Source organism: Arthrobacter sp. NPDC056886, assembly GCF_042788715.1.
Classification (GTDB): Bacteria; Actinomycetota; Actinomycetes; order Actinomycetales; family Micrococcaceae; genus Arthrobacter.
This window is the reverse complement of sequence record NZ_JBHUBT010000007.1, coordinates 182,196-207,768: the sequence shown is the minus strand read 5'-3', so window position 1 is coordinate 207,768 and position 25,573 is coordinate 182,196. Positions and strand designations below refer to the sequence as shown.

Below are 25,573 nucleotides of genomic sequence, written 5' to 3'. Positions count from 1 at the left end.
CCTCTACCTGGTAGGCAGCGCGGCGTACGACATGACGGGTTCCCGGTCGTCGTCCGCGTCGACCCAGGCCGCGAAGTCCTTCAGCGACATGAAGCAGTAGTAGTCGCAATACCGCAGGTTCTTCTTCTCCGCCTTGCTCATGCCGGTAATTCGATGCGGGCGCTGTGACGGATGGGATGGCGACGGCGCCGGTCTAGGGGGTCGGGGCCAGCCGTCCGCCTTGGCTCTTGTCGGCGTCGGCGATTGCCCGCGCAAGGTCGGAGAACACTTCCTCCGGTGTGCCCGACGCAGCCAGTTCGGTGAAGTGCGCGTATTCGGGCATCGACCGGTAAGCGGCCCTCAGCGAGTGAAGCTCACCGAGCGTTTCCGTGTCCGTGCCGCGGGCCAGCACCCTCTGATGCGCCTGTTCTGGGTCGATCACGAGGTGGATCACAACGTCAGGTTTCGGAAAAGTCGCCAGAAGAAAGGGAAGAAGCCGGCCCCGGGGAAGGCCTCGCGCCTGGCGCAGCGCAAGCTGGCAGTGCAGGTGGCGGTCCATGATGACCAGCCCCGGATGCCGGTGCGCCCTGACGTGGGAAACCACCACATTCGCAGTGCGGATGGCTGTCTCGACGGCATCCGCCAGCCGTGGGTGAAGTTGTATGCCGAACTGTGCGCTCAGCAGAGACATCCTGCGCCGGCCTGCATAGTTCCTCAGCAGCAGCGCTTTCTTGCCCGTCCGCCGTGCGGCTGCGACCGTGGCCCGTGCGGCGGTCGTTTTCCCCGATCCATCAATTCCTGTCAAAACAATCAGCAATCCGGCTCCCTCTCGTGATGGCGGTGTCCGCGCCCGGGTGTGCAACCGAGGGCCTTCCCGGTGGCAAGGCCGCATCGAGGCCGATGGCCAACGGTGAACAGTCCACTGACCAGGACCTGATGAGCTCGTGGGCTCGCCGCACCCCCGCCTACTACTACCAACGGTAGAGGCGGCTGATTCGTCCCCTGACGGTAAACCGTCAGCCGTTGTTGCGCGCCCGGCTGGGCTGGACCCGCGGCGGTTCCCCAGGCATCTTTGGATAGTCCGGCGGGAACGGCAGCTCCCCCAAACCGGCCTCCACGTCCCTGTCCCACCAGTCCAGGAGTAGATCAACGGTGCCCGCGCCTCCCGAATGCATGCCCTCCCAGGGATCGCCGGTGGCTTTGAGCCGCTCCGGCACGGTGATGATCGTGAAGGCATTCGGATCCGCGGATTCAAGCTCCTCCCAGCGGAGCGGGCACGACACCGTCGCGTTGGCGAGTGGGCGCGGGCTGTAGGCACCCGCTATCGTGCGGTCGCGGTTCGCCTGGTTGAAGTCGGCGAAGATACGGGCGCCGCGTTCTTCCTTCCACCAGGCGGTGGTTACCTGCTCGGGCAGGCGCCGCTCGAGCTCGCGGGCCGCCGCAATGACGGCGTGCCGCACCTCAAGGAACTCCCGGGTCGGCTCGATCGGGGCAAAGACATGGAGCCCCCGGTTGCCTGAGGTCTTGATAAAGGCGTCCAGCCCGGCCTCCGCGAGGACGCGCCGCAACTCCAGCGCGACCGGAACGGCATCGGCGAACCCGGTACCGGGCTGCGGGTCAAGGTCGATGCGCAACTGGTCCGGATTGTTCGGATTGCCGGCCCGCGACGGCCAGGGGTGAAAGACCACCGTATTCATCTGCACCGCCCACACCGCCGCGGCGATTTCGTCAATGACCAACTGGGGATGCGAGCGTCCGCTGGGATAGACCACGTCGACCGAACGGATGAAATCCGGGGCACCCTTGGGCGGGTTCTTGGAGAAGAACTGCTCACCGTCCACCGTGTCCTTGAACCGCTGCAGCGTCACCGGCCGGTCCCCGTTCGCCGCCAGGAAGGCATCCCCGACGTCCACCATGTACCGGGCCAGGTCCAGCTTGGTGAGTCCCAGGCCGGGCCACACGACCCTTGCCGGGCTCGACACCCGCAACTCCCGGTCGCCGTGCGGACCGCTGACAGTGAGGTGGACTTCTTCCTTGGCCATGGGGACAACCTACCCCGGCGGCGGGGACAGTTGAAGAGCGCGGCGGGCACAGCGGGCGGACAGCGGCGAACCGGCGTGCGGCGTCGTGGTCACGGAACGGAGGCCCAGCTCGGAAGAACGGCGGGGCCGTCGCCGTGAAGGAGAACAGCCCTTGAACCGGCATGATGGACACATGACAACGCCCGAGTTCCCGATCACCATTGAGGTCGGCGACGCCACAGTGTCGGGCGTCTTTGCCGAGCCCGACGGCTCCTTCGCCACCCTCGTCGTTGCCCACGGCGCCGGTGCGGGGATGGACCATCCCTTCATGGCGGGCTTCACCCGGGCCCTCAACGACCTCGGCGTCGTCACCCTGCGTTTCAACTTCCCCTACCGCGAGGCAGGACGGAAGTTCCCTGACAGGCCACCGGCGGCAATCGCTGCCTGGCGGGCGGCCATGGACGCCGCTGCGTCCCGGTCCGCCGGCCGGCCGCTGTGGGCCGCCGGGAAGTCCTTCGGCGGACGGATGGCCTCAATGGCGGTGGCGGAAGGCATGCCGGCTGCCGGACTGGTCTACCTGGGTTATCCGCTGCACCCGCCGGGCAAACCGGAAAAGCTTCGCGATGAGCACCTCTACGGGCTGACGCTGCCGATGCTTTTCCTGCAGGGCACGCGCGATACGTTCGCCACCCCGGAACTCCTGGAGGCCGTGGCCAGCAACATCGGGCCTTCCGCGACCGTGGAGTGGCGCCAGGGCGGCGACCATTCCTTTGCCGTTGCGGGCGCCAAGCGCCGTGCCGACGAGGCGGGGGCGTCCTTGGCGGCCACGGTGGCTGAGTTCCTGAAGACACACGGCAAAAATCCCGCGAACGCACTGCCCTAGCCGAATCTAACCGACGTTGCCGAAGCGGCCTGCCCCGTGGCGCACACGGGCTTCGATGGCGTCGGCGGCCGCCACGGCCCCTCCCGCGCTGCGGACAATCCGGCTCATCGCGGCCACGTTCCGCCGGACCTGCGCGTCAGTGTGGAGCGCGGCAACTGCGGCCCGGAGCGCCTCGGGCCCGACGTCTCCCGCCGCAAGGTGCCGGCCGAGACCCAGTTCTTCCAGCCGGCGGGCGGTGGCAATCTGCTCCGGCTGCTGCGGCACGGCCACTAGCGGGACGGCGAAATAGAGTGCCTCCATGGTCGAATTCATGCCTGCGTGGGTGATGAAGACAGCGGTTTGGCGCAGTACCTGCAATTGCGGGAAGAAAGGCCGGACCTGGACGTTTGGTGCGATGGCCCCGAGATCGGCGAGGTTGGTCTGGTCCCCGACGGCCATGGCGACGTCCCAGTCGCTGCCGCCGAAGGCGTCAAGGCACATCCGGAAGAAATCTGGCCGGCGGTTCAGTGGAGTGGTCCCCAGCGAAATGAAGAGCAGCGGACCCGTTCCCGCACGGCTCCATTCGCCGTCGTCGTCCCGGCCGCCTACGCTGGGCCCGACAAACCGGAACCGGTCATCGAATGTCTCCCCCATGGGCTGGAACTGGCGGGGAAGAAACACGATGTTGAACGGCGCAGGCGGCCCATCAAACATCCGCGGGGTCCGCACACCTTGCTCGGCCGCGAACTCCGCCAGCAATCGGCCCATGGCCAGCGCAACCTTCGCCATCTCGTCGGCGCCTCCCGCTGGCGGGGAAGGCATCAGCGATCTCAGCGAGAAGTGTTCGTTGCTGGCATAGGTGGGCATGAGGGCGATGGCCGGGGCGCCGATCTTTTCCGCGGCCATGCTGCCACTGAGGGTCATCGCGTCAAAGCAGACGGCGTCCGGCGGGTCTTGCCGCAGACGGTCCACCATTGCAGGAAAGCTGGATCTGATGTCCTCGAACACCCGGTTCATGATCGGCAGCATCAGGTGCGCTTGCGCCCGCTGCCCGGGCCCCAGGGATGGCATCGACGCCATCCAGTTCCCGCCTGAAGCGTAGAAAAGTGCGCCTGCGTGGCGGATCTGCGGTCCAAAGTCGGCCGACGTGAAGTACGTAACCCTGTGCCCGCGGCCTACTAATTCCGCCACCAACGGCAGGGTCGGGTTAACGTGTCCGTAGGCGGGAATGGAGACGAACGCAAGATGCATGGCCATCACTCTTCATCGCTTGGCTGAGATCACGCTTTATTTGCCACTTGACCGGCCTGTTTGCCCGGCGTCCGGCGGGCCAGGAGGCACGCCGGCGTCGTGCAACTTCATCATGCCCCTGTTGCCCGGGCGGCGCGAGAGCTCAGCCGGCGGCGCCGGGCTGCGGACACCGGCGGTCAGTTCCGGGGTTTGGTCCGGGCTGTCGCGGGTGCGGTCCACGGGTCTTCGGGCCACGGATGGCGGGGATAGCGGCCGCGCATTTCCGCCCGGACCTGCGCGTAGGGCCCGGACCAGAACGATGCGAGGTCGTCCGTCACGGCCAGGGGCCGGCGGGCCGGCGAGAGCAGGTGGAACAACACCGGCACGCGCCCATCGGCCAGCCGCGGCGTCTCTGCCCAGCCAAAGCACTCCTGCAGCTTGACGGCCACTACCGGCCGGCCGGTGGTGTCTCCCGCGTCAGGGTAATCGATCCGGATCCGTGAACCGCTGGGGACCGCCAGGGCTTCCGGCACCAGTTCACCCAGCCGGGCGGCCTCGGGCCACGGCAACAGCCGGCTCAGCGGGCCGGCGAGGTCGATCTGGCCCGTGGATGCCCCGCCGGCCAGTGCCGCAAGTTCCGGGGCCAGCCATTCGTCCAGCCGGGCCAGCAGCGCCTGCTCGGAAACGTCGGGCCAGGACCCGCCCAGCTCCCGGTGCAGGAGGGCAAGACGGCGGCGCAGGCCATCCGCCGCCGTCGACCATCCGATGGTCGCCAGACCCTCGCTCGCCAGCGCGCGGGCCACAGCCGCGCGGCCCTCCTCCGCAGAAGGCCGTACCGGGGTGGACGAGAGCACGATCGCGCCAAGGCGGCGCTCCCGCCGGGCCGAGACGCGGCCCTGGCTAAACCTTGCCTGCAGCGTCTCCCTCAGGAGATTGCGGGCGGCGGCCTCTGCGATGTCCGCCGTCAGCGGCGCCGCAGAGCGGATGACGGCGCCGGTCCCCGCCGCGTCGCGCCCCTGCGCGCGCGACACTTCGGCCACGCCCAGCCAGTCGTGCCCGGACAGGGGGCTGCCGGCCGGCAACCCGGCCCGCGTTCCGGACGTGAGCAGGTATTGTGCCGGACCCTCGCCGGGAACGCGGCGCGCCACTCGGTCCGGGAAAGCCAGCGCGACAACGAACCCGATCGCCTCCGCGGCGGCCACCGCCCCGGCGGGGACAGAGGGCCCGACGCCGGAGGGCTCCTGGCGCGCGATCGACTCCATCCGCCGGACGTCCTCCGCCCAGCGCCGGGATCCAGGATCCCGGCCCGTCCGCAGCGCGGCGACCAGGCGCGTGAGGTCAGCGCCCGGGGCGCGCTGGTCCCCCGAGACCAGCGCGACAGCCTCGGCCGCCGTGCGGTGGCCCACCGTCGCGGCGCCGTCCAGCAGGGCGCGGGCAAGCCTGGGGTCGGTCGGGACCCGGGCAAGTATCTTTCCCAGCTCGGTTGCATGACCGTCCGGAGCGACGGCGCCGAGTTCCCGCAGCACTTCAACGGCCTCGTCCATGGCGGCCTGGGGCGGCGCGTCCGGCAGGGCCAGTCCCCGGCCGCCGGGGGCTCCCCAACACGCCAGGATCAGGGCGGCGCCGGTCAGGTCAGCTGCCGCAATCTCGGGCGTCTGGTGGGCCGGCGCGGCGCCAAAGGCCCTCTGGTCATAGCAGCGGATCACGGTGCCCGGGCCCTGGCGTGCGGCCCGGCCGGCGCGTTGTTCCGCAGACGCCCGGGAGCAGGACACTGTCACGAGGCCAGACATCCCGCGGCCGGCGTCGCGGCGCGGCTCGCGGGACAGCCCGGAGTCGACCACCAGCCGGACGCCCGGGACTGTGAGGGAGGACTCGGCGAGTGCGGTAGAAACGATGATCCGAGCAGCCTCGCCGGGCTCACGCCCGGAGACAGCGCGGTCTTGCTCCGCCGGGCCGGCCTGGCCGTGGAGTTCCAAGACCTCCGCGCCGCTGCGGCCGCGGAGCCGCGCGGCGACATAGGAGACCTCCCAGGCGCCAGGAACGAACACCAGGGCGTCAATGTCCTGTCCGGCAGCTAACGCGGCGGCATGCCCCGCACCGGCCGTGTCGGCCACGTGGTCCAGGAAGGCCCGGGCCACCCCCCGTTCGTCCAGCCGCGGCACCGACGCGGGGGCCCATTCCACCTCCAGTGGGAACAGCGCGGACGGACAGTCGACAACCGGTGCCGGGCCACCGTCGTCGTCGTTTCCGTCCGCCGCTTCACCGATCAGTGCCGCGAAGCGGGGCGCGTCGAGGGTCGCCGACATGGCCACGAGCGTGAGGTCACCGCGCAGCTCGCGGACTTCGATGAGCATGCCGAGGAGGAGGTCGGTCTCCAGTCCGCGCTCGTGAACCTCGTCGAGGATCACGGCGTCGATGCCCTCGAGCCCCGGCTCCGCGAGGAGGCGGCGCAGCAGGATGCCGGGGGTAACGAACTCGATGACGGTTCCAGGACCCGTCTGGCGTTCGCCGCGGACCGTGTAGCCCACGCGGTCACCGAGCCGGGTGCCGTCCAGGGCGGCCAGGCGCCGGGCGGCCGCTCGGGCAGCCACGCGGCGCGGCTGGGTGACCACGATCCGCGGACGGCCGCCGCGCCCACCCCGCCCGCTGTTCGCGGAGTTGCTGTTGGCGGTGTTGCTGTTGGCGATGGTGCCGTTTGCGATGTTGGCCATCAGCGGCGGCACAAGCGTCGTCTTGCCCGTGCCAGGCGGAGCCTGCACCACTGCCGCCGCCCCGGCACCGCCGCCTTGCAGCACCGCTGCGAGGGCGCCCAGCGATTCCGCAAAGGTCAGGCCCGCCCCGATGGCGCCGAGGTCGAAGAGGCCCTGGGTGCAGGCTGGGTCCAGGGGTGCGGTCGCGGAAGTCACGCCTCCATTGTCTCCGCAATTCATGCCCAGGCCGCAGAGCGCGTCCCAAACGCCGCGCGCTCCCAAACGCCGAAGTCGCCGGAACCGTGCGAGTACGCCGGAAATTTCCAGCGAATTCGCATGGTTCCGGCGACTCCGATGATCGGGACCGGCCGGTTTCGAGGTCGGGACGCTCCGCGCGGCGAGCTGGGGGCTTCAATGAGTGGGATCGGCAGCTTGGATTGGGGTACCGGTTGGAATAGATGCGGCGAAGGCGGGAGACTGGATCAACTCGATCACGAAAGTGGGAACCACATGATCAACCTCAAGCAAGACACCGAGGGCTTCATCCGCATGAACAGGCATTTCCCGGAAAAGTCGCTGATCAGCATCACGTTCACGGACGGCTCAGAGCAGGTCTATTCCGGGCACCGGCTCAACGGCCTCTATGACGACGCCGTGGCCGAGTACCGGGCCCAGAACCACCTGGACGCCAAGGGATTCTCGCGGGCCCCCAAGAAAACGGTCCAGCCCGCTAACAAGATCGAGTTCGTTCCGGTGCAAGCTGGAATGGACCCGTAACAGCGCCCCGGCACGCAAACATCCGCCTGAGACGTTCAGCCTCGGTCGGCCGTCACCAGCTGCGCATCCCGCCGAATCAGCCGACGCCGATCGCGCCCGGCCCGTGCGCCGGGCGGCGGAGGGCCCGGGCGCGGATGCGGAGATCGTTGTCGTGCACCCGCCGGTCGACGCCTGGCACCGGTGTGGGCGCGGTCCTTGTCCGCGGTGCCGGTGGACTTGCGGGCAACTCTTCCGGGCACAGGTCACTGATCAGCCCCATGCCGGCGTACTCGCGCATGGCCCTAATGCCGGCAACCGCAGCGGGCTTGTCCGCAAATCCCCTAGAGACGGCCAGTACCGCCCCATCCGGTGCCCTGAGCCGGAACCTGATGCAAGCATCAGCGTCTACAAAGAGTTCAAATGTGCCGGCCATGACGATCCTCCGATTTGCGGGCTCCCCCGTCCGGGCATCATTGCCACGTAGAGACGGGGAAAGCTTCGCTGCTGCCCACTGGTTTGGTTTGCCCTCGCTGCTGAACAGACGACGTAAGCTGCGTCTTATTAGTCTCGCTGCGGCCTTGAAACGCCCACAAGGCCGGCCACGTAAATCCTAGGTAAATAGCAGCCAACAAGACCGTGCGCGAGGCCACCAGGTCCGCCGCGGGGGCAGGGACAATGCCGCCGTGCCCCTACAGGGGCGGCCAATGGTCACGGCAGTAGGCAACGCGACTGGCACCCGCGGACGGCGGCGGGATGATCCGGTCCCAACACGGGGCGACGGCGTCGCCCCGTTCTGAAGGCTCTGCCGCCACAATGCGGCCCGCATCACCGGGAAGCCAGGCCATGACTGAATCGTTGGACAACCTACCCCCATTGTTCTTGGCTGAAGGCGCACCGGCTCGCATCACGGACCGCCATGCGCCTCACGCAAGAGTAGCCGGGAGGACTGACACTAAAACAGGGACTTTGGACCGTATCGGCCAGCGCCGCTGGCGCCTAGGCCTGCCACCCGCAGGCCGCCACCAAGTATCAACCACTCCAAAATTCGGGCCACAAAATCCTGATCGCACATTTGTCGCGCCATCGGCGGCCTCAGTGATGTTCCTAAAGAGAAGCCCGACTCGTTGCAGGGCGGTGGACGTAGCGTCTCCTAATGGCCCGGACTTATGCTGGCCGCATGATGCTCCTGCGGTCCCTTGCATGGCTCACAATCTTGCTGCCGGCACTGGTGCCGGTTGCGGGGTGCGCAAGGGTTTGCCCGACAATCGCGTGGATCAACTTCGTCACTGTGGCCCTGGACGGAGACACCCGCAACGTGTACTGGGTTCAGCTGTGCACCCCGGACTCATGTTCCCAGACGACGGCGATCCCAGCGGCGCAGGCTGTACTTCCATCCGTGACCGCAACTCCAACCGGGGCCAACGGTCTCGGTTTCGCGCCCGGTGGTGGTCCCGCAGTGCGTCACATCATCGTCGAGAAGGTCGGCTCGGACAGTTGGCGGTTTGGGTTCGAGATTGACACCCCCGGGTCAGTGATCGTCCGTGCGCTCGACCCAACAGGAAGTACTCTCGCCGAGAAAAGGACGTCCTTGGCGTGGCAGCGGACCGGCGATACGGTCCGATGTGGCGGGCCGGAGATTGCATCACCCGTCACGCTGACGGTCAACGGCTAGCGCTGGCGGTCGCCGGATAGGCAGTACTCCGGTGACCCAGCTCCGAGAGGTGCCCCTGGAGGTCTCGCTTTGGGGCGTAGAAGAGCTCCTGGCTCTGATTCTTTTGAGACTGCGGATGGCGTCCGAGGAGGAGTGCCCTGGGGCGCGTTGTGACCTCCCAGGAGAACTCGGTGGGTCTTCGCCGATGCTGGAGTGCTCTTAGCCATACGCGTGGAGCGGCTTGTCGGGCTGCCAGGCGGCTGCCGACGCTGGCCGGGCTTTGGCGGCCGGGTGAACTGTTTAGTCCACGCAGAGGCAGAAGGGGTGGCTGGCCGGGTCGAGGAATACCCGGAAGGTGGTGCCCGGCTGCACATCCGCCTTGGTGGCCCCCAGTTCGACAGCAACCTTCTCGCCTTCGTCCAGGTCCTGCACCATCAGGTCCAAGTGCATCTGCTGTGGCACCTCCTGGCCCGGCCACTCCGGTGCCCGGTAGCCGTCCACCTGCTGGAACGAAATGCAGTCGCGACCATCCTCGGGACGGATCTCGGCCCAATCGCCGTCAACCTTCACCTGCCAGCCGAGCAAGGCACCATAAAAGCCCGCGAGGGCCCCGGCGTCAGGGCAGTCAATGACGAAACCTGGGAAACGTGCGATAGCCATACCGGAATGCTACCGCCGGAAATTGAACACGTCTCTAAAGCCCGCTTGCAAAATGGTCCACCGCCGTGTCGGTCACCGGCGGACGCGCCGTCCTCGAACGGCTCGGCAGCGCCGCTGCCTCGCACTGCCTTAACTAACCACTTGACAGGCCCGGTGGCGGAGTCTACGACTGGCCTTGTCAAATCCCATCCGCCAGCCTAGGAGTAGCCATGGAGACCACGCCCTACGGAATCGTGCACTTTTTCCGGGGAGGCACCAAGGAACAGTACGAGGCGTCGCTTGCGGCAGTCCATCCAGGCGAGGGGCGCCTGCCGGAGGGTCAAATCTTCCACGCCGCCGGGCAGTCAGAGGGCGGCTGGACCATCATGGCCGTCCATGACTCGAAGGAGAGCTGGGAGAAGTTCCGGGACACGATCCTCATGCCCCGGATGCAACAGGGAATCGAGGGCGGCTTCACCGCGCAGCCCGAAGAGACGGTCATCGACCTCTACAAGGTCCTGCCCTGACGCCGTAATACACACCGACTCATTGACACAGCGGATCCGCCGCCGTAACAGTCCCGGATACGCAACACTGTCGACGTCGGGACGGTCGCTGAACGTCCGCAGCCTGTCAGCCGGGGACTCAGGACGCTATCGGACGAACCACCAAGACCGGGCACGGCGAGTGGCCGGCCACCTGGGAAGAGACCGATCCGATGTGCAGGCCCGCGAAGCCGCCGTGGCCGCGGGAGCCGACCACCACCAGATGGGCTTCCCGTGCGGCGTCCAGAATTGCCGATGCCGCCGAGTCGCTGTGGACGGTCCGCGTCACCACGTTCACGCCCTCCGCAGCCCGCGCCGCTTCAGCGCAGAGGGCCTCCGCTTGCTGCTCCGGAGACGCCTCCGCCACCACCTCCCCTGCGGCGGTTTCCAGCAGTGCGGGGTACCACGACATCGGCGCCTTGCTCCAAACAGTCACTATCCGCAGCTCTGCATCGCGGTACCGGGCCTCGTCGACGGCCCATTCAAGGGCGCCGCGCGACTGCTCGGAGCCGTCAAACCCGACCACAATCACAAAAGGATCCGAATTTGTCATGATTCCAGACTTTCTCCGCCGCCATGGGGTGCCAGGAGGCCTTCGGACCTCAGCGGATTACCTTGCTCCTGATCTGCCCTTATCACTGGAGAATCCTTCCTAAAGGGACCGTCCGCCGGGAGCCCGGCAATCACCGACGGCTACCACCAGTGTCGATCCCTCACCCACCCCTGGCCTCACCCGGTTCGGGTGAACTTCCCGCCCACGGGCCCGTCCGGCCGTCGGGTCAAACGATGCCCCGTTTGGCTGCCGTTTTTAGGGCATCGCGTCGGCTCCCGGCACCGAGTTTCCGATAGATGGACCGTTCGTGCGTCTTGACCGTGTTGACCGAAATGTACAGCGCCTCCGCAATTTCAGCCGCGGTCATGATGGAGCGCATGTAGGCCAGGACTTCGCGTTCGCGCTCGGTCAGGCTCCAGTAGGACTGTGTCCGAAGCCGGGCGTCACCCTGGCTATCACGTGCCATGAGGGCTGCGATGAAGGATTCATGGGCGGTGCCCCAGACAGCGTGCTGCACGAGCAATTCTGCGAGTTCCTCTCTCCGCTCCGCAAAGGGGCGGAGGACGGATCCTGGCTCGGCCCGGTGGACCGCATGTTCAATCCGTTCATGCGCCGCCGCAGTATCCCCGGTTCCGTGCGCCACGAGCGCCTCCGTCAGACTCGCGCAGGTGTCGACATACGAGTTGGCCCGACGATGAGCCAGTGACTCCGTGCAGCGTTGGGCAGCGGTGATCTCACCTCCGCGGCGGAGCAGCTCTGCCAGCAGTGTATCCACCAGAGCCCCATGCCCGCCGGCGCCCAGCGGTTGCGCGATCGCCAGCGCCCCGTCCAAGTCGCCCTGGGCTTCTGCGACCTTCGCCAGGGCAATCGTGTGCAAGGCGTTCCATGACACGCTGTACAGCCCACGTGCATGGAAGGTCTCCAGCACCGAGCCGGATTCGGCAAGCCGGGCCGGATCGCCAGTGGCACAATCAGTCAGAACCCGGTAAATGACACTCAGCGGCCCGGACGGGAACAGGTCACTGCCCAATCTCTGGGTCTTCGCCAGGTAGGTTTGAGCCGCAGTCAGGTTGTCATTCCAGTAGCATGCAATTCCGCGTGCCAGCCAGGCCGGAGCCATCCGCTCCTGCGAACTCCAGCCGAGGGCGTCTCCGCGCTCCACCGCCCGCGTGGCATGCTCTGAAGCGTGCACCAGATCACCGGCTCCGCCAAACGCCAGCGCCAGATCGGCTTGGGCGCAGATCTCAATCCCCTCCAACTGCTCCGGGGCGCCGGTCCCGCCGGCCGTCTGAAGCAGGGCGGCCGCGAGTTCGCCGGTGCGGTGCAACCGAAATTCCGCCTGGGCAAGTAAGAAGAGTCCTGACGCGCCGGCCGCGGAGTGGCCGTTTGCAGGAACGTCCCTGCTCGGCCGGCCGGTTTCAGCGGGGGCTGCGTGGTGATCCGTGCGGCCGATGCCAGGCGTCGATTCGAAATGGGCCCGGCACCCCTCAAGCCTCCGGCGGCGAAGCGCATCCAGGACAAAGGTCCGCGATAGCGCCCGATCGGTGAGCTCGGACGCCGCGGCGCTGTCGCCAGCAAGTTCACGGCACACGGATCTGATCATCAGTATCTCGGGGTCCTCGCTCCACGGCGTGGGCAAGTCCCGGCACAGCCGTTCGAGGGTCTGGGCGTCATTGCCGAGCAGGAAGTCGAGCCAGTGCGCGCCCAGCGACATCACGGCCTGGCGTGGAGCGCGCCCTTGCAGCGCCTGGGTTGCGCACTCGACGACGTCGGCGTCCTGGTAGTACCGCGCCGCCACTCGGTGAAGACGCTCGGCAAGGAGGGGGTCGCGCCTCTCCAGGATTCGCCGGCACTGCGCCGCGAAGAGGGAATGCCAGCGGTACATCGATTCGCCGCCGCGGTAATCGTGCTCCTCGATGAAGAGGCCGTTGCGAATGCATTCCTCGAGGAGCACGCCGCCGTGCGGCCGGCCATAGAGTTCGACGGCGAGTCGGCGGCCTAGCCAGTCGCAGGTTGTGGCCCGCAAGATGAACTCCGCCAGCGATGGTTCGAGCTGGTCGAGGATCTCTTCCGCCACGTAGTCGGCCAGTGGTACGTGCTTGGCCGTGGTGCCCGGCGCGGTCGTCACCGGCACGTTGCCGGACTGCGCCAGCGCGACGATGCTCGCGTGCACGGCGACCGGCCAGCCGGCAGTCATCGTCCAGAGGGATCCGGCGTCGAAGGCCGCGTCCTGTCCGAGCGACCAGGCAAACTGCGCGACTTCTTCCTGCGTAAAGGCAAGCTCGGGGGCGCGCAATTCGCCAAGGCCCTCGCCGTACCGGAATCGTTCCAGCTGGATCGACGTGTGGCCCCGTCCTGAGAGGACCAGCCGCAATGATGGGGGCGCCGACGCCGCCAGCACCCCCACGATTCCGTTCGCCAGCCCCGGCCCGGCCAAATGGACGTCGTCAATTACCAGGACAATCGGCTCCGTGAGCTCCTCGAGGGCCCGGAGCAAAAGGTCGTAGGAGGCGGCCCGGTCATGGGCGAGGCCCTGGTCAAGGGCCAGCAGCGCATCGCTGCCTGGCAGGGGCAATGTGCTGGCCGCACGCTGGATTGCCCCAACAACCCCGTGAAACAACCGGGCGGGTTCGGTATCAAACCGATCGAGCGACAGCCAGGCGCATGGCAGATCGCAGTTGCGGACCCAGTCTCCCAAGAACGTGGACTTGCCGTAGCCGGCCGGCGCTGCCACGAGCGTCAGGCGGTGCGAATCGGCAGACGCTGACAAGGCGTGTTCCAGACGCGGACGCTCCAACGCTCCCAGCCCGCGCAAGGGTGGCCGGATCTTGAACTGAGGTCCAGGCAGCCATCCGACATTCGGCATTTCTCCCACGTAGCACATGCTAGGCCGACGCAAAAGGGCCCTAACAGGGCGCAAAGACCCCTTGTGCGCCTCCGTCTGGCGCGGCCAAATAGCAGCCGGCGCTACCCCTCTACGGCGCGTCGGGAATTGCGGGGCCGGGGGTATCATCAGTCATGGCGACGAAGCCCGGAAGCCAGCCGGACCCGATTTTCCTCCATGAGCTCGACAAAGCCGGCCGGAGGCAGGTCCTTATTTGGGCGGGATTACGGCTTGCCGCATTTGCGGTGCTAATCCTCGCGCTCTATTTCGTTATTCCGGTAGGGGGATTCAATCAGGCCAATCCGGCGGCCGCATGGATCCGTCTGGCAGCTATCGTCTTAGTGTTTCTCGCCGCGCTGTCCCTGCAATTACGGATGATTCTCGCAGCGCATATCCCCCAGGTCCGGGCGGCCGTGACCGTGGTCGAGGCCATTCTCATGTTTCTGTGTCTTTTCTCGCTGCTTTACATGTCTCTGTCCTTGACAGACCCGTCGTCGTTTAGCCATCCCCTCACCAAAACAGACGCCCTATACTTCACAACATCCACCTTTGCCACGGTCGGTTTCGGCGACATCACACCGGTGAGTCAACTGGCACGGTCGGTGGTTTCGGTCCAAATGATTGCTGACTTGGGCGCCCTCCTATTAGTCGCCAAAGTGGCCTTTTTCGCGGCGGGCCGGCGTCTGGGCATGTGAGCCTATCCCGCCTTTGCTATCACCCGAAACGGATGATTGCCGGCCAATGGGCAGAGGCTCGGCGGGGAATGCAGCAGCGGACACTCAAAACCCGTGGGCGGACGGCGATGCGGGGTGCCGATCGACCCCGCGTTGCATGACCGGCGGCCCTTTGCCCGCAGGTTAGATCACCCGGTGTGGGTGGGGTTGCGCGAACGCCCCGAGCGGACAATGAAAATTGTCATGAGTGCCCAACCGCGGTACATCGGGCCCGGTCGACGAGTTGCTACCTAGGCGGTACCCCATGTCTCTCCAAGAACAGCCCCCGAGCTCCGGCAGCACCGAACAGGAAGAAATACTGAGGCTAAGGGCCGAAGTTGCCCGGTTGCAGCGCGAACGGGACGACGCACGGCAGGCCACACAAGCCCCACCGAGGCCTTCCGGACCACGCCACCCAGGGCTGGCTCGCCGGATAGTGGCCATCGTGCTGGTGGTCCTGACGGCAGTGTTGGCCTTCGCCGCCGTGCCGGCCATGTATTTGCGCAGCGAAATCCTCGACACCGATCGCTACGTGGCAACGGTGGCACCGCTGGCATCGGACCCTGCGATCCAGGCCGAGATCACGGACAAGGTCACACAACAGATCTCCGATTCCGTGGACATCGAGGCCATCACCCGGGATGCCCTCAACGAACTCAGCAAGACGGCCCCGCGCGTGGCAGCGGTGATCACCGGGCTGGCACCGGCGATTGCGGAGCAGACCAAGAATCTGATTCATTCCACCGTGTCCAATTTCGTGGCCACGCCGCAGTTCCAGGATCTTTGGATCCAGGTGAACCGGGTGGCACACCAAGGCATCGTGAACCTTGCCACCGGTAGCACAGGCGGCGCTGTAAGTATCGACCAAAGCGGCACGGTGTCAATCTCGACCAAGGAGATCGTTGCCCGGGTCAAGGCCGCCCTCGTCGACCAGGGGGTCGGAATCGCCGCCAGAATCCCGGACATTGACAGGCAGATCACCCTGTTCCAGTCGCCCGAGCTGGTCCGGGCCACGAACGCCATCAGAACGCTGGATGCGACCGCCCCGATATTGGCGTGGTCGACGGTGATTACCGCCGTAGGCGCAATCGCTGTGGCCCCCCGCGGCCGGAAACGGAGCACCACCAGCGGTGTCGGTTTGGCCGTGGCGATAGCCATGGCGTTGCTGGCCCTGGCACTTGTCATCGGGCGCGCTGTCCTCCTCAACTCGATCCCGCCGGGTTCTGTCACCCCGGCGGCGGCTCAAAGCCTGGTCGAGACATTCCTGGTGCCGCTGCGCACCACCCTGCGCCTCGTCTTCGTGGTGGGACTCATCATCGCTCTGGCGGCGTTCTTGGGCGGCCACTCGCGTCCGGCGGAGTTTGTCCGGCACGGCCTGGCGAGTGCGGGAGACTACATCACCGGGAAGATCGGGGCAGGCCAAGCCAAACCCTGGCAACTCTGGCTGGCCCGCTACCGGCGGATATTGGAAGCGGCGATTGTCGGTATCGCTGTGCTGGTACTGATCTTCTGGCAGGACCCGACGGCGGCCGTCGCCATCTGGACAGCGGTTCTGGCCGTGCTGGCCATTCTCCTGATCGAACTGCTGTGCCGCCCCGCCGTTGCTCCCGGGCCAGGCGGCGAGCCGGCTGTCACCGAACCCGTCACCGAGCCCGTCACCGAGCCTGTCGCCGTGCCCGCCACAGGGCCTGCCCCACAGCCCACGCCGGAGTCCGCACCGGGGACTCCCCGAGCGCCGGCAACGGCGGCTGGTTCCCCGGACTCCGCCCCAGCAAAGTCATCCAGCGCGGGTGACCCCCCGGACGAGCCGAATCCCACGCTCCGTCTCCCCTGAGGGCATGCATTCCTGAGGGGCACGCTTGCGCTGGGAGACTGACACCTGGTCAGAAAGCCCCCTGGGTCTCACAGTGTCCTGTCTTGCGGTGGGCCGGCCGGTTGCGGCCGGCACTCGCCGGGCAAGCTGCCGCCAGCGCTAGGCGGCCGGCGCAATGCAGGTTAGGGAGCTGTCGGCGAGAACGGGAAGAGGTCTTCTCCTCCTCCGTGCACAACGAGGCACGTCGATTCCGGTATTTCCCTCCACGCCCCCTGCAGATCCCCCAGCGGCTCGGAAACCACCACGCGCGCGTCGGAGGATAGCTCTTGGAGCATGGGGTTATCCGGGTACTGGGCGCGAAGCGTGGAGATGTCCGCACTGTGGTAAAGCGTCCGCGACATGCCTTCACTCGAGTAGCGGAACGCCCACGTGCTCTCGCCGTCGGTGGTTGCCACAGTCATCTGGATGGGGTACTGGATGCCGTGGCGCTTTCCGACGTCTTCAATCAGTCCCACCGCGGAGGCGACCGCAGCACGCGGATCCTGCTCCAGGCCGAAGGTGAGCGCGACGTAGAAGAACAGTTCCGAGTCCGTCGCTCCCTCGATTAACGGAAACAGCGACGGCTCGACGGCGAAGGCCAAGTCGCGCTTGACCGTCGGGAAATCCGTGATGAGTCCGTTGTGCATCCACAGCCAGCGGTCGTGCCGGAACGGATGGCAGTTTGTCTGCTGGATCGCCGATCCGGTCGTGGCCCGGATGTGCGCGAAAACGCGCCCGGCGGACGCCTGGGCGGATAATTCGCGGAGATTGCGGTCGTGCCAGGCCGGCTCGGTGCTGCGGAACACCCCGGGCGTCGGGGCCGATCCATACCAGCCAACGCCGAATCCGTCGCCGTTGGTGGTCTCGACTCCCATCCGTGCATGTTTGCTCTGCATCACGAGCGAGTGGACGGGTTTGTACAAAAGATCATCAAGTTTCACCGGCGAACCTGAATACGCGAGCCAACGGCACATGGCGTCCTCCTCGTTTTGGACAGCAGTCCATCACGCGTTCCGGGCCCCGCACATCATCATCCGGGGGTGATTCGACCAGCTGTGGGAGGGCCTGGGCGCCGGCCGCAGGATCACCCGCGGCGGGTGACGCGCCTGCGTGGTCCAAAGCCAACACTGGTGGTACCTGCCAGTGATTGGGCTGCCAGGCGTCAGCCCATGAGGAGCGCAAGCCTACGGAGAGAGGGGCCTTGCAATGTCGAGACCGCAACCAGTCCTAGCGCGGATGATGGCGCTGGGGGCAGCCCTCGGGTTACTCGCCGGCTGCAGCACCACAAGCCCGAGCACCAGCCCCGCGACCAGCCAGATTAAGAGCGTTTCACCGGTGTGCGCTGCCTCGGATGCCTTCTCCGCATCGCTGACGAATTTTAAGGACACGCTCAAGCCAGGTGTCACGGTGGAACAGATCCAGTCGGCCCGGGACCAGGTCAAGAAAGCCTACGACGATCTCCTTAACGCAGCCGGTGACGCGGCCAAGGAACGGGTGGATGCCGTCAAGGCTGCCCAACAGAAGTTTGCTGCCGCAGTCAGCGCCATTCCCGACACCGCGACACTGAGCCAGGCAGCCAACTCCCTGCGGGACGAAGCCGCGAACGTGCAGGCCGCCCTCAGCGACCTCTCGAATGACGTGGAGTGCTAGGTCGGCCCGCCCGAAACCTGGACATGCCAACCCCGCCCCCAGAGCCCCGTCCACAAACAACGTTCGCCAAATGAAAGTAGGGAAGCCAAATGGATTTCTTCGAGAACTTTTGGGAAATTTTCTGGTGGCTGTTCATCTTCTATGCGTTCTTCGCATTCCTCTGGGCGTTGTTCATGGTGATCGGCGACCTCTTTCGTGACCACGAACTCAGCGGCTGGTGGAAGGCCGTCTGGATCATCTTCCTGGTCTTTGTCCCCCTCCTGTCCGTGCTGGCATACATGATTGCGCGCGGCAAGGGGATGGCGGAGCGGTCAATGGCCCAGGCGCGCAAGAGCCAGGCCGAAACCGATGCGTATATACGCCAGGTGGCCGCAGCGAGCCCGACCGACGAGATCGCCAAGGCCAAGGCGCTCATGGACGCTGGAACCATCACTCCGGAGGAGTTCAACCGGATCAAGAGCAAAGTAGTCGTCTGACTCAGATTGGGGAACCCTAATAATCGGGGAGCGAGCCGTAAGAACTCACTAATCAGCACTCCTCCTCGCCTCTACGCTGGAGCCAGGCTGAACCAAGGAGGGCTCATGGAACCGGCATCACCGGAATCCGATCCACGTCCGGCCCTCCCCCGCAGCGTAACCATCCTGCTTGCCCTGGCCGGCGCGGCCGTAGTCGCATTCGGCCTTGGTGCGATGCGAGGAATCGTCACACCGGTGTTCTTCGCGTTCGTGCTCACCTTGTGCGTTCATCCCGTGCGCCGCTGGATGCAAGGACGAGGGATACCCCGGGGCATAGCCACGGGGACCACAATCGCGGCCGTCTTCGGGTTGCTGACCGCCTTCGCCACGGTTCTCATTGCCTCACTGGCACAGTTCTCCGCGCTGCTGCCGCAATACGCCCCCCAAGTGCAGCAGCTCGGCGCCACAATTGCCAGTGCGCTGGAATCCTTGGGTTTTGGCCCTGAACAAGCCCAGGAAGTCCTGAACGGGTTTACTCCGAGCCGCATCATCGGGTTCCTCGGCGGCCTCCTGGGCAACATCGCGGGCCTGGTGGCCAGCCTCGTGATCATTTTGACAATGCTCATCCTCATGGCACTGGATGGCTCGCGCGTACCGGTGATCCTGACTCACCTGAACTACCACCGACCGGCACTGGTCGCCGCGCTTGACGTCTTCGGAACCGGCGTGCGCCGCTATATGGTCGCCACCACCGTTCTCGGGCTCGCCCAAGGCGTGTTCAACTGGCTGGTCCTTGTCATCCTGCAAGTCCCCGGTGCCCTGCTGTGGGGGTTGCTCTCGTTCATCTGTAGCTTTATCCCCAACATCGGGTACTTCATCGCCATCGTCCCCCCGCTGTTCTTTGGATTCCTCACCGGTGGTTGGCCGACTGTAGTGGCCATCATCGTCATCTATGGCGGGATCAACGGCGTCATCCAGTCCATCATTCAACCGAAGTACGTGGGCAACGCAGTGTCGCTCAGCGAGACTCTGACCTTTGTCTCCGTCCTCTTCTGGGCCGTGGTCCTGGGCCCTGTCGGTGCCATCCTCGCCGTCCCACTGACGCTCTTCGTTCGCGCCATCCTGCTCGATTCCGATCCCAGGATCGCATGGTGGCGGCCATTGACGGGCGACCAGACGGACGTGGCAATGCTGCTCAAACAAGAGGACGAGGCGATCCGCGCCCGCCGCGGCAGGCCGCGGCCAGGCCGCCCGGACACCGGCAGTGCGCCGAAGCCATGACGCGCCGTCACGGTACTGCCCGGGGCCGGTGAGAGACGCATGCTGAGCACCATCACCAGCCTGGTGCTCTTCGGCCTCGCCGGGGCGATGAGCACTGTGCCTGTCAGTGTGACGATCATGATTCTGCTCTCGCCAGATCCACGCCGCGGCGCCCTGCCCTTCCTGATCGGCAGCCTGGCGGGTTCGATCATGGTGGTGGGCCTGTCGGCGGTCGGGCTGCAGTTCTTGCCCGGCAGGCCGCCGCTCTTGCGCAAGGACGAACTACTGGCCCAGATTGCCATTGTGATCGGAGCAATTCTGATTGGTTATTCCTTATACCTTTTCGTGGGCAAGGGCCAGCGGGACAACGCCATGCTTGGCAAAATGACGTCGAGGTTCCGCTCCGCCCGGCCTTGGGAATTCGTCGTTCTGGGCCTGGGCTTGAACCTGCGTCCCAAGGCAATCCTGCTGGCCGTTACGGCAGGCGCCGTGATCAGTGTCCAGGAACCGCCGCCGCTGGAAGGGAGCGTGCTGATCCTGGCCTACGCCGTCGTGGCCCAATCCGCCGTCGTCATTCCCGTCGCAGTGTGGCTACGCTCACCGGAACGCGCCCAAGCACCCTTGACCACCCTCTACAACTGGTTGCAGCGTCACGGACGCAGGATAGCGGCGATCGTCACGCTGGCGATCGGGCTTTTCATCGTTGGCTACAGCCTCCTGCAACTCTGACCGGAAGTGCCCCGCAGATTGGCCAAAGCCGCCGCCGGAACCCCAGGGCTCAGCCCAGGACGCTCCCCTCGCCGGTGCCGGCCGGCTTGGGGTCAGGGATCCGTATCATGCGGAAGGAAGTGCCGAGCCCGGCGAGGCCGGCAAGGATGGGGACGAACAGTGCGATCTGGAGGGCCAGGGGCCGTGCCTCCGTGTTGATGCGGATGATTTCGTTCTGGATGTCCTCCGGCTGGCCGGCGATCTGTTCCTGGAGTTGCGCGTCGCTCATCACCTGGGCGTCGTCTTCCAGCACGGTCGCGACCTGCTGCTTATCGTCGGGCGGGAGGACCGTGCTGGCATTCGACAAGCCGATGAAAATGGTCGACAACGATGCCAGCATGATGCCGCCGGCGAAGGCGAGCCCGAAGGACAAACCGAACGATCCCGCGGCCGAGTTCACGCTGGCGGCCTCGCTGACCCGCTCGTCCGAAATCGGAGACAGGGTGTAGTTGTTGAGCTGGGATACCAGCAGCCCCAGGCCAAATCCTGAGATGATCAGCGGGATCAGGAGCCACCAGCCGGAGTCCGCGCGGGGCACGATCGGGACCAGCACCACCAAACCCACGACCAGGAACAAGAAACCCCACCGTATGAGGCTGGCCGGGCGCCGCCTCCCGGCTCTTTTCCCGGCGATCATGGCGACCGCGAACATGGTCAGCGAGAGCGGGGCGATCGACAGACCTGACTGCATCGCGTTGTATCCGAGCACCATCTGAAGGTAGATGGGCAGCACGATCATCGTGCCGCCCAGGGCGATCTGCTGGAGCATTTGTCCCGTGGCACCAAAGCGGAAGGTTTTCGTCTGGAAAAGGTCCGGATCCAGCAGTGTCGGCTTGTCACGGCGTTTGCGCTGAATGAGCCAATAGACCAGGCCGCCCAGGCCGACGGCACCGACAGCCAGGAGTGCGCCCACCGCCTCGCCGCCTTCCTGCCAGACCAGGATGCCGAGCACGACGCCGCCCATGCCCACGATGGACAGGATTGATCCGAAGAGATCCAGTTGCCGGGGCCCCGTGTACGGCACGTCTTTGACGAGCCTGATTCCGGACAATACGACCGCGATGATCAGGGCCTCGAGCAGGAAGGCCACCCGCCAGGACAGGAACGTGGTGATGAAGCCGCCCAGCAGAGGCCCGACGGCGGCGGCGATCGCCGCCGAGGCGCCGACCAGGGCATAGACCCGATGCTGGGCATCTCCCTCGAAATTTCCGTGGATGAGGGACTGCATGGCGGGAAGCAGCAGCGAGGCGCCAAGGCCGCCGATCAGAGCCCAGCAGATGATGATCGGGACGAGACTCTGGGCCAGGGTCATCGCCACTGCGCCGACGGCGTAGCAGGCAAGCCCGATGACGTAAGCGCGCTTGCGCCCGATCAAGTCGCCGATCTTGCCGCCGATCAGGATAAAAGCCGCGGACACCAGAGCTTCAAGGGCGATTGTCGACTGAAGTCCGCTGACGGTCGCGCCGATGTCCCTCACCACGGCGGAGATCGAGACGTTCATGATCGATGTATCGACGACGAGCACGAACATCGCCATCGCCAGCAACAGCGCGAGTTTCTGGTTGAACGGCACCGTCTGCGCGTCGCCGTCGCTTGGAGAGTTCATGATTGGCCATCCCCGCGGCTCGCCGCGTCCCGGGTCGTTTCACATGCGATGTTGAAGCCACGCTAACTGCCAAGTACCAAGTCCGAATCATTCCCGGCGGGTGAGGTTTCAGCCCCAGGGTCCGGAATAGCCAGGGAGCGCCACAGCCCAACGCCTCGATGGCCTAACGTAGGAGACTGCCCGGGCTTTGCGGGGCATTCCTTCACGTCCCACCAACGAGCCCGCCCCGGAGGCAAACCAAGATGGTCGAACAGCTAACGGCTTTTGTGCTGACCTGCCTGGTGGTGGTCCTGGTGCCCGGCCCGGACTTTGCGCTCGTGCTCAGGAATGCGGCCCGCGGCCCCCGGGCCGCAGCAGCCGCCGTCGCCGGAATCATGGTGGGCAACACGATTCTTGCCGCGCTGGCCGTTCTTGGTGTCACGGCGCTGCTGGGAGCATCGGAGGTTCTTGGGACCATAATCCGAATCGCCGGGGCCGCCTACCTGCTCTACCTGGGTGCCCGGGCGCTCGCAGAGGCATTCGCCAGAAATCCCATGAAAGAGGGCCTGCCTGCGGCATCCGTCTCTGGACGCCAACCCGGCGGAAGTTCGCCTTTCGTGCAGGGAATGGTGAGCAACCTGCTCAACCCGAAAGTCGCCGTCTTCTACTTGTCCCTGTTCCCGCAATTCACGCTCGCCCCGCTGCCGCCTCTGGCCCAGCACGCCGTGATGGCGGGCATTTTTCTAGTGATCGCGTTGGCCTGGTACGTGCTGGTGCTCAGCGCGCTCAAAAAAGTGACTGGCTTCCTCGCCCGGCCCCGAACCGGCCGGATCGTCGTCGGCAGTTCGGGCGCGGTCCTGGTCGGGGTTGGCGGCACGATCCTGACGCAGACGCTGGTCTCCGCATAACCGATCCCTAGGGCCGCGCCGCGCAGGTGCACCGGGTCACCCGAAAGGGGTGATGGCCGTCACCCGTACCGTGTGCAAGGATGAACGCCATATGGTCTCCCGGAGGGATGGCGGAATCCAATGCCCCACAACCCAGCCGAGCCAGCCGTCGAAGCCGCCGGCACCCAACAGCTCATCATCGTCGGCTCCGGCCCCGCCGGCTACACCGCGGCAATCTACGCCGCCCGCGCCGGCCTCGAGCCGCTGGTCATCGCCGGGGCCGTCACTGCCGGCGGCGCCCTCATGAACACCACCGAGGTGGAGAATTTCCCCGGCTTCCCGGGCGGCATCCAGGGCCCGGAATTGATGGACGGCCTCCAGCAACAGGCAGAGAAGTTCGGCGCCCAAGTGGTGTTCGACGACGTCACCGAAGTCCGGCTCGCAGGCCATCTCAAGCGCGTGGTCACCGGCGCCGGCGAAACGCACCAAGCGCCCGCCGTCATCCTCGCCACCGGCTCCGCCTACAAAGAACTCGGCCTGCCCGAGGAGAAGAAGTTCAGCGGCCACGGACTCTCCTGGTGCGCCACCTGCGACGGGTTCTTCTTCAGGGACCAGGACATCATCGTGGTGGGCGGCGGCGACTCGGCCATGGAGGAAGCCACCTTCCTGGCGCGTTTCGGGAAGACCGTCACCGTGGTGGTCCGCAAGGGCGAGCTCCGCGCCTCCCGCATCATGGCCCAACGCGCCAAGGACAACCCCAAGATCAGCTTCGCGTGGTTCTCCGCCGTCACCGCCATCCACGGGGACTCCAAGGTCACCGGCGTCACCCTGACCGACACCCGCACCGGCGAAACCCGCAACCACGGCGCCACCGGCATATTCGTCGCGATCGGCCATCTGCCTCGGACCGAACTGCTGGGCGGCCAGGTGGAGCTCGACGCCGAGGGCTACATCAAGGTGGACTCCCCCACCACGGTCACGAACCTTTCCGGCGTCTTCGCCTGCGGGGACGCCGTGGACCACCGCTACCGGCAGGCCATTACCGCCGCCGGAACCGGTTGCGCCGCGGCCCTCGACGCCGAACGCTACCTTGCCGCGCTCGACGACGCCGACAGCATCGCCACCGCCCTGGTCGAAGAACCCACGCACTCGTAGGCCACCGCGCCGGACGCGGGCAGCTTCACGCCTGCCTGCTGCACTCAGGGGGATAGAGCACTCACGGTTCAGCCCTCACGGTTCAGCCCTTACGGTTCGGCCGGGGTCCCGTCTGCTGCTCTTGGGGCAGGCGGGGCTGCCGGACTGGTGGGCTGTGACAGCGGGCGAGCGTGAAGCGTCGCATCGAGCTGGTCGGCGTCGACGGCGGCGAGGTTGCGGATCAGGACGATGAGCCAGGCGAAGACCAGCGAGGCGGCGATGAGCTCCACGGCGGTGAGGTTGTAGTAGCCCACGGGGAACCACAGCACAGCAGCCACTAAGATGACTGCCAGGAAGACCCAACCGAGCGCCGCGAAGGTCGCCGAGATGGAGGGAACCAGGGCGCGGATGCGGACGATCAGGGACGCGAACACCACCACCATGCCGGACGCGAACAGGGTGTGGATGCCGAAGCGCTCATCGACGGGGAATAGTCCCACGCCGGCGAGGAAGACGCCAATGAGTACGATGCCCCCTTCGAGCACCTTGACTCGATGCCGCGCCGCGGACGTCGTCGCGGTCGCCGCTAGTGTCGCCGTCGCATAGCCCGCCAGTGTGGTGACCACGACGCCGGCGACGATCAGGGTGAAGTTGAACGCCACCCCGGAAACGTCCGAGCTCATGCCGAGGGCGCTGAGGTTCTCCTGCCACCATTGCGGGTTCTCGGCAGTGAGCATGCTCGTGAGGATTCCAGTGACGAGGAATCCGGCGAGGAGCGCGGAGAGCCGATAGGCGGTCATGCTGAGCGCGGAAAGGTACGCGGTGTAGGCGCTGATGGCGCCCGTGGTCCCGACGAGGATGGCAGCCGCCACCGGATAGAGGACTGCCCCAATGAACGCCCGCTGGAAGATCGCGAAAAGCGCCAGCCAGCCCAGCAGGAAGATGAACGCGTGGGCCAGCGCGAGGCCTGCGACGTCGATGGAATTGCGAATCCGGCTGCGCCGTGCGGATGATGACAGCGCCGATGAAGACAGCGCTGATGATGACCGGGCCGACGACGACGGGGCCGGCAGTGACCAGGGCTGCCCGCGTTGCATGCAACCGGCCACCACTGCCCCGGCCCCTAGAACCGCGGTGCCGAGGGCCGCGATGTCACCGGCCGATCCTCGTCCGGACAACGGGACAGGTTCGCGCCCGACAAGCAGGAACGCGACGATGCCGAGGGCCAGGAAGCCCACGCTGCCGATGACGAGCGCCCGCGACTCGGCCGTGACGGCTGCGCGGTGGGTTGGTTCCGACATCACTCACTTCGATTCGCTGGCGTGGCAACCGGGGCAGTTCCGCCGCCAGGGCCAGCCCGGGTGGCCTCCGCCGGCGATAGCCCAACGTTAAGACCGCGTGGGCTTGGTGCCGTCACCCAGAGCGGATGAATCCCCCGGTGCTGGGCCGGACGGCGTGA

Annotated in this window: 24 protein-coding genes; 12 read left to right on the top strand and 12 right to left on the bottom strand. The window is 66.3% G+C overall.

From position 1 onward, the window contains the following. Positions 1-3: 3 nt before the first annotated feature. From ACFRJ8_RS13880 to ligD, 3 genes are all read right to left on the bottom strand, one after another. Positions 4-141 carry a hypothetical protein gene (locus ACFRJ8_RS13880; RefSeq protein ID WP_377986745.1) on the bottom strand — a complete coding sequence of 46 codons (138 nt, stop codon included), beginning with the start codon at positions 139-141 and terminating at the stop codon, positions 4-6. 52 nt (positions 142-193) lie between these two features. Continuing rightward, positions 194-796: a thymidylate kinase gene (locus ACFRJ8_RS13875; RefSeq protein WP_377986825.1), complete on the bottom strand. Its 603-nt coding sequence runs from the start codon at positions 794-796 to the stop codon at positions 194-196. Positions 797-995: 199 nt separating this feature from the next. Beyond that, positions 996-2,021, bottom strand: a complete 1,026-nt coding sequence (ligD, locus tag ACFRJ8_RS13870) for a non-homologous end-joining DNA ligase (protein ID WP_377986744.1) — start codon at positions 2,019-2,021, stop codon at positions 996-998. Between the two features lie 172 nt (positions 2,022-2,193). Here ligD and ACFRJ8_RS13865 point away from each other — a divergent pair, with 172 nt between their 5' ends. Beyond that, positions 2,194-2,883, top strand: a complete 690-nt coding sequence (locus tag ACFRJ8_RS13865; protein WP_377986743.1) for an alpha/beta family hydrolase — start codon at positions 2,194-2,196, stop codon at positions 2,881-2,883. Positions 2,884-2,889: 6 nt separating this feature from the next. Here ACFRJ8_RS13865 and ACFRJ8_RS13860 read toward each other — a convergent pair whose 3' ends face one another. Both ACFRJ8_RS13860 and hrpB read right to left on the bottom strand, forming a co-directional pair. Next, positions 2,890-4,119 (bottom strand): macrolide family glycosyltransferase, encoded by a 1,230-nt coding sequence (locus tag ACFRJ8_RS13860; RefSeq protein WP_377986742.1) that lies wholly within the window; start codon positions 4,117-4,119, stop codon positions 2,890-2,892. A gap of 170 nt (positions 4,120-4,289) precedes the next feature. Then, complete coding sequence (gene hrpB / locus ACFRJ8_RS13855) at positions 4,290-6,998, bottom strand: ATP-dependent helicase HrpB (protein ID WP_377986741.1); 2,709 nt, start codon at positions 6,996-6,998, stop codon at positions 4,290-4,292. Between the two features lie 294 nt (positions 6,999-7,292). Here hrpB and ACFRJ8_RS13850 point away from each other — a divergent pair, with 294 nt between their 5' ends. Further along, positions 7,293-7,559, top strand: a complete 267-nt coding sequence (locus tag ACFRJ8_RS13850) for a hypothetical protein (RefSeq protein WP_377986740.1) — start codon at positions 7,293-7,295, stop codon at positions 7,557-7,559. 76 nt (positions 7,560-7,635) lie between these two features. Here the strand turns inward: ACFRJ8_RS13850 and ACFRJ8_RS13845 are convergent, their stop codons facing one another. After that, the gene (locus tag ACFRJ8_RS13845; RefSeq protein WP_377986739.1) at positions 7,636-7,971 is read right to left on the bottom strand and encodes a YegP family protein; all 336 of its coding nucleotides are present in this window, start codon (positions 7,969-7,971) and stop codon (positions 7,636-7,638) included. Between the two features lie 963 nt (positions 7,972-8,934). On the opposite strand from ACFRJ8_RS13845, the gene ACFRJ8_RS13840 reads away from it, so the two are divergent. After that, positions 8,935-9,210 carry a hypothetical protein gene (locus ACFRJ8_RS13840; protein ID WP_377986738.1) on the top strand — a complete coding sequence of 92 codons (276 nt, stop codon included), beginning with the start codon at positions 8,935-8,937 and terminating at the stop codon, positions 9,208-9,210. Positions 9,211-9,489: 279 nt separating this feature from the next. Here ACFRJ8_RS13840 and ACFRJ8_RS13835 read toward each other — a convergent pair whose 3' ends face one another. Further along, positions 9,490-9,849, bottom strand: a complete 360-nt coding sequence (locus ACFRJ8_RS13835; RefSeq protein WP_377986737.1) for a VOC family protein — start codon at positions 9,847-9,849, stop codon at positions 9,490-9,492. A gap of 209 nt (positions 9,850-10,058) precedes the next feature. Between ACFRJ8_RS13835 and ACFRJ8_RS13830 the strand changes: the two genes are divergently transcribed. After that, positions 10,059-10,355 carry a hypothetical protein gene (locus ACFRJ8_RS13830; protein ID WP_377986736.1) on the top strand — a complete coding sequence of 99 codons (297 nt, stop codon included), beginning with the start codon at positions 10,059-10,061 and terminating at the stop codon, positions 10,353-10,355. Between the two features lie 118 nt (positions 10,356-10,473). Here ACFRJ8_RS13830 and ACFRJ8_RS13825 read toward each other — a convergent pair whose 3' ends face one another. Both ACFRJ8_RS13825 and ACFRJ8_RS13820 read right to left on the bottom strand, forming a co-directional pair. Further along, positions 10,474-10,926 (bottom strand): universal stress protein, encoded by a 453-nt coding sequence (locus tag ACFRJ8_RS13825; RefSeq protein ID WP_377986735.1) that lies wholly within the window; start codon positions 10,924-10,926, stop codon positions 10,474-10,476. A gap of 226 nt (positions 10,927-11,152) precedes the next feature. Beyond that, positions 11,153-13,696, bottom strand: a complete 2,544-nt coding sequence (locus ACFRJ8_RS13820) for a LuxR C-terminal-related transcriptional regulator (protein WP_377986734.1) — start codon at positions 13,694-13,696, stop codon at positions 11,153-11,155. Between the two features lie 248 nt (positions 13,697-13,944). On the opposite strand from ACFRJ8_RS13820, the gene ACFRJ8_RS13815 reads away from it, so the two are divergent. Both ACFRJ8_RS13815 and ACFRJ8_RS13810 read left to right on the top strand, forming a co-directional pair. After that, entirely contained in the window at positions 13,945-14,505 is a 561-nt protein-coding gene (locus tag ACFRJ8_RS13815) for an ion channel (RefSeq protein WP_377986733.1), read from the top strand. A 283-nt stretch (positions 14,506-14,788) separates the two neighbouring features. After that, entirely contained in the window at positions 14,789-16,357 is a 1,569-nt protein-coding gene (locus tag ACFRJ8_RS13810; protein ID WP_377986732.1) for a hypothetical protein, read from the top strand. 161 nt (positions 16,358-16,518) lie between these two features. Here the strand turns inward: ACFRJ8_RS13810 and ACFRJ8_RS13805 are convergent, their stop codons facing one another. Further along, complete coding sequence (locus ACFRJ8_RS13805) at positions 16,519-17,349, bottom strand: class II glutamine amidotransferase (protein WP_377986731.1); 831 nt, start codon at positions 17,347-17,349, stop codon at positions 16,519-16,521. Between the two features lie 232 nt (positions 17,350-17,581). Here ACFRJ8_RS13805 and ACFRJ8_RS13800 point away from each other — a divergent pair, with 232 nt between their 5' ends. From ACFRJ8_RS13800 to ACFRJ8_RS13785, 4 genes are all read left to right on the top strand, one after another. Next, entirely contained in the window at positions 17,582-18,025 is a 444-nt protein-coding gene (locus tag ACFRJ8_RS13800; protein WP_377986730.1) for a hypothetical protein, read from the top strand. Positions 18,026-18,114: 89 nt separating this feature from the next. Further along, complete coding sequence (locus ACFRJ8_RS13795; RefSeq protein WP_377986729.1) at positions 18,115-18,501, top strand: SHOCT domain-containing protein; 387 nt, start codon at positions 18,115-18,117, stop codon at positions 18,499-18,501. A gap of 105 nt (positions 18,502-18,606) precedes the next feature. Continuing rightward, the gene (locus ACFRJ8_RS13790) at positions 18,607-19,761 is read left to right on the top strand and encodes an AI-2E family transporter (protein WP_377986728.1); all 1,155 of its coding nucleotides are present in this window, start codon (positions 18,607-18,609) and stop codon (positions 19,759-19,761) included. 39 nt (positions 19,762-19,800) lie between these two features. Next, a complete protein-coding gene (locus ACFRJ8_RS13785; protein WP_377986727.1) occupies positions 19,801-20,469 on the top strand; it encodes a GAP family protein in 669 nt (222 codons plus the stop codon). 49 nt (positions 20,470-20,518) lie between these two features. Here the strand turns inward: ACFRJ8_RS13785 and ACFRJ8_RS13780 are convergent, their stop codons facing one another. Next, a complete protein-coding gene (locus tag ACFRJ8_RS13780) occupies positions 20,519-22,114 on the bottom strand; it encodes an MFS transporter (protein ID WP_377986726.1) in 1,596 nt (531 codons plus the stop codon). Between the two features lie 242 nt (positions 22,115-22,356). On the opposite strand from ACFRJ8_RS13780, the gene ACFRJ8_RS13775 reads away from it, so the two are divergent. After that, entirely contained in the window at positions 22,357-23,001 is a 645-nt protein-coding gene (locus ACFRJ8_RS13775) for a LysE family translocator (protein ID WP_377986725.1), read from the top strand. Between the two features lie 120 nt (positions 23,002-23,121). Further along, positions 23,122-24,135 carry a thioredoxin-disulfide reductase gene (trxB, locus tag ACFRJ8_RS13770; protein WP_377986724.1) on the top strand — a complete coding sequence of 338 codons (1,014 nt, stop codon included), beginning with the start codon at positions 23,122-23,124 and terminating at the stop codon, positions 24,133-24,135. A gap of 89 nt (positions 24,136-24,224) precedes the next feature. Here the strand turns inward: trxB and ACFRJ8_RS13765 are convergent, their stop codons facing one another. Further along, positions 24,225-25,415, bottom strand: coding sequence for a hypothetical protein (locus ACFRJ8_RS13765; RefSeq protein ID WP_377986723.1), 1,191 nt, complete (start codon positions 25,413-25,415; stop codon positions 24,225-24,227). Positions 25,416-25,573: the final 158 nt, after the last annotated feature.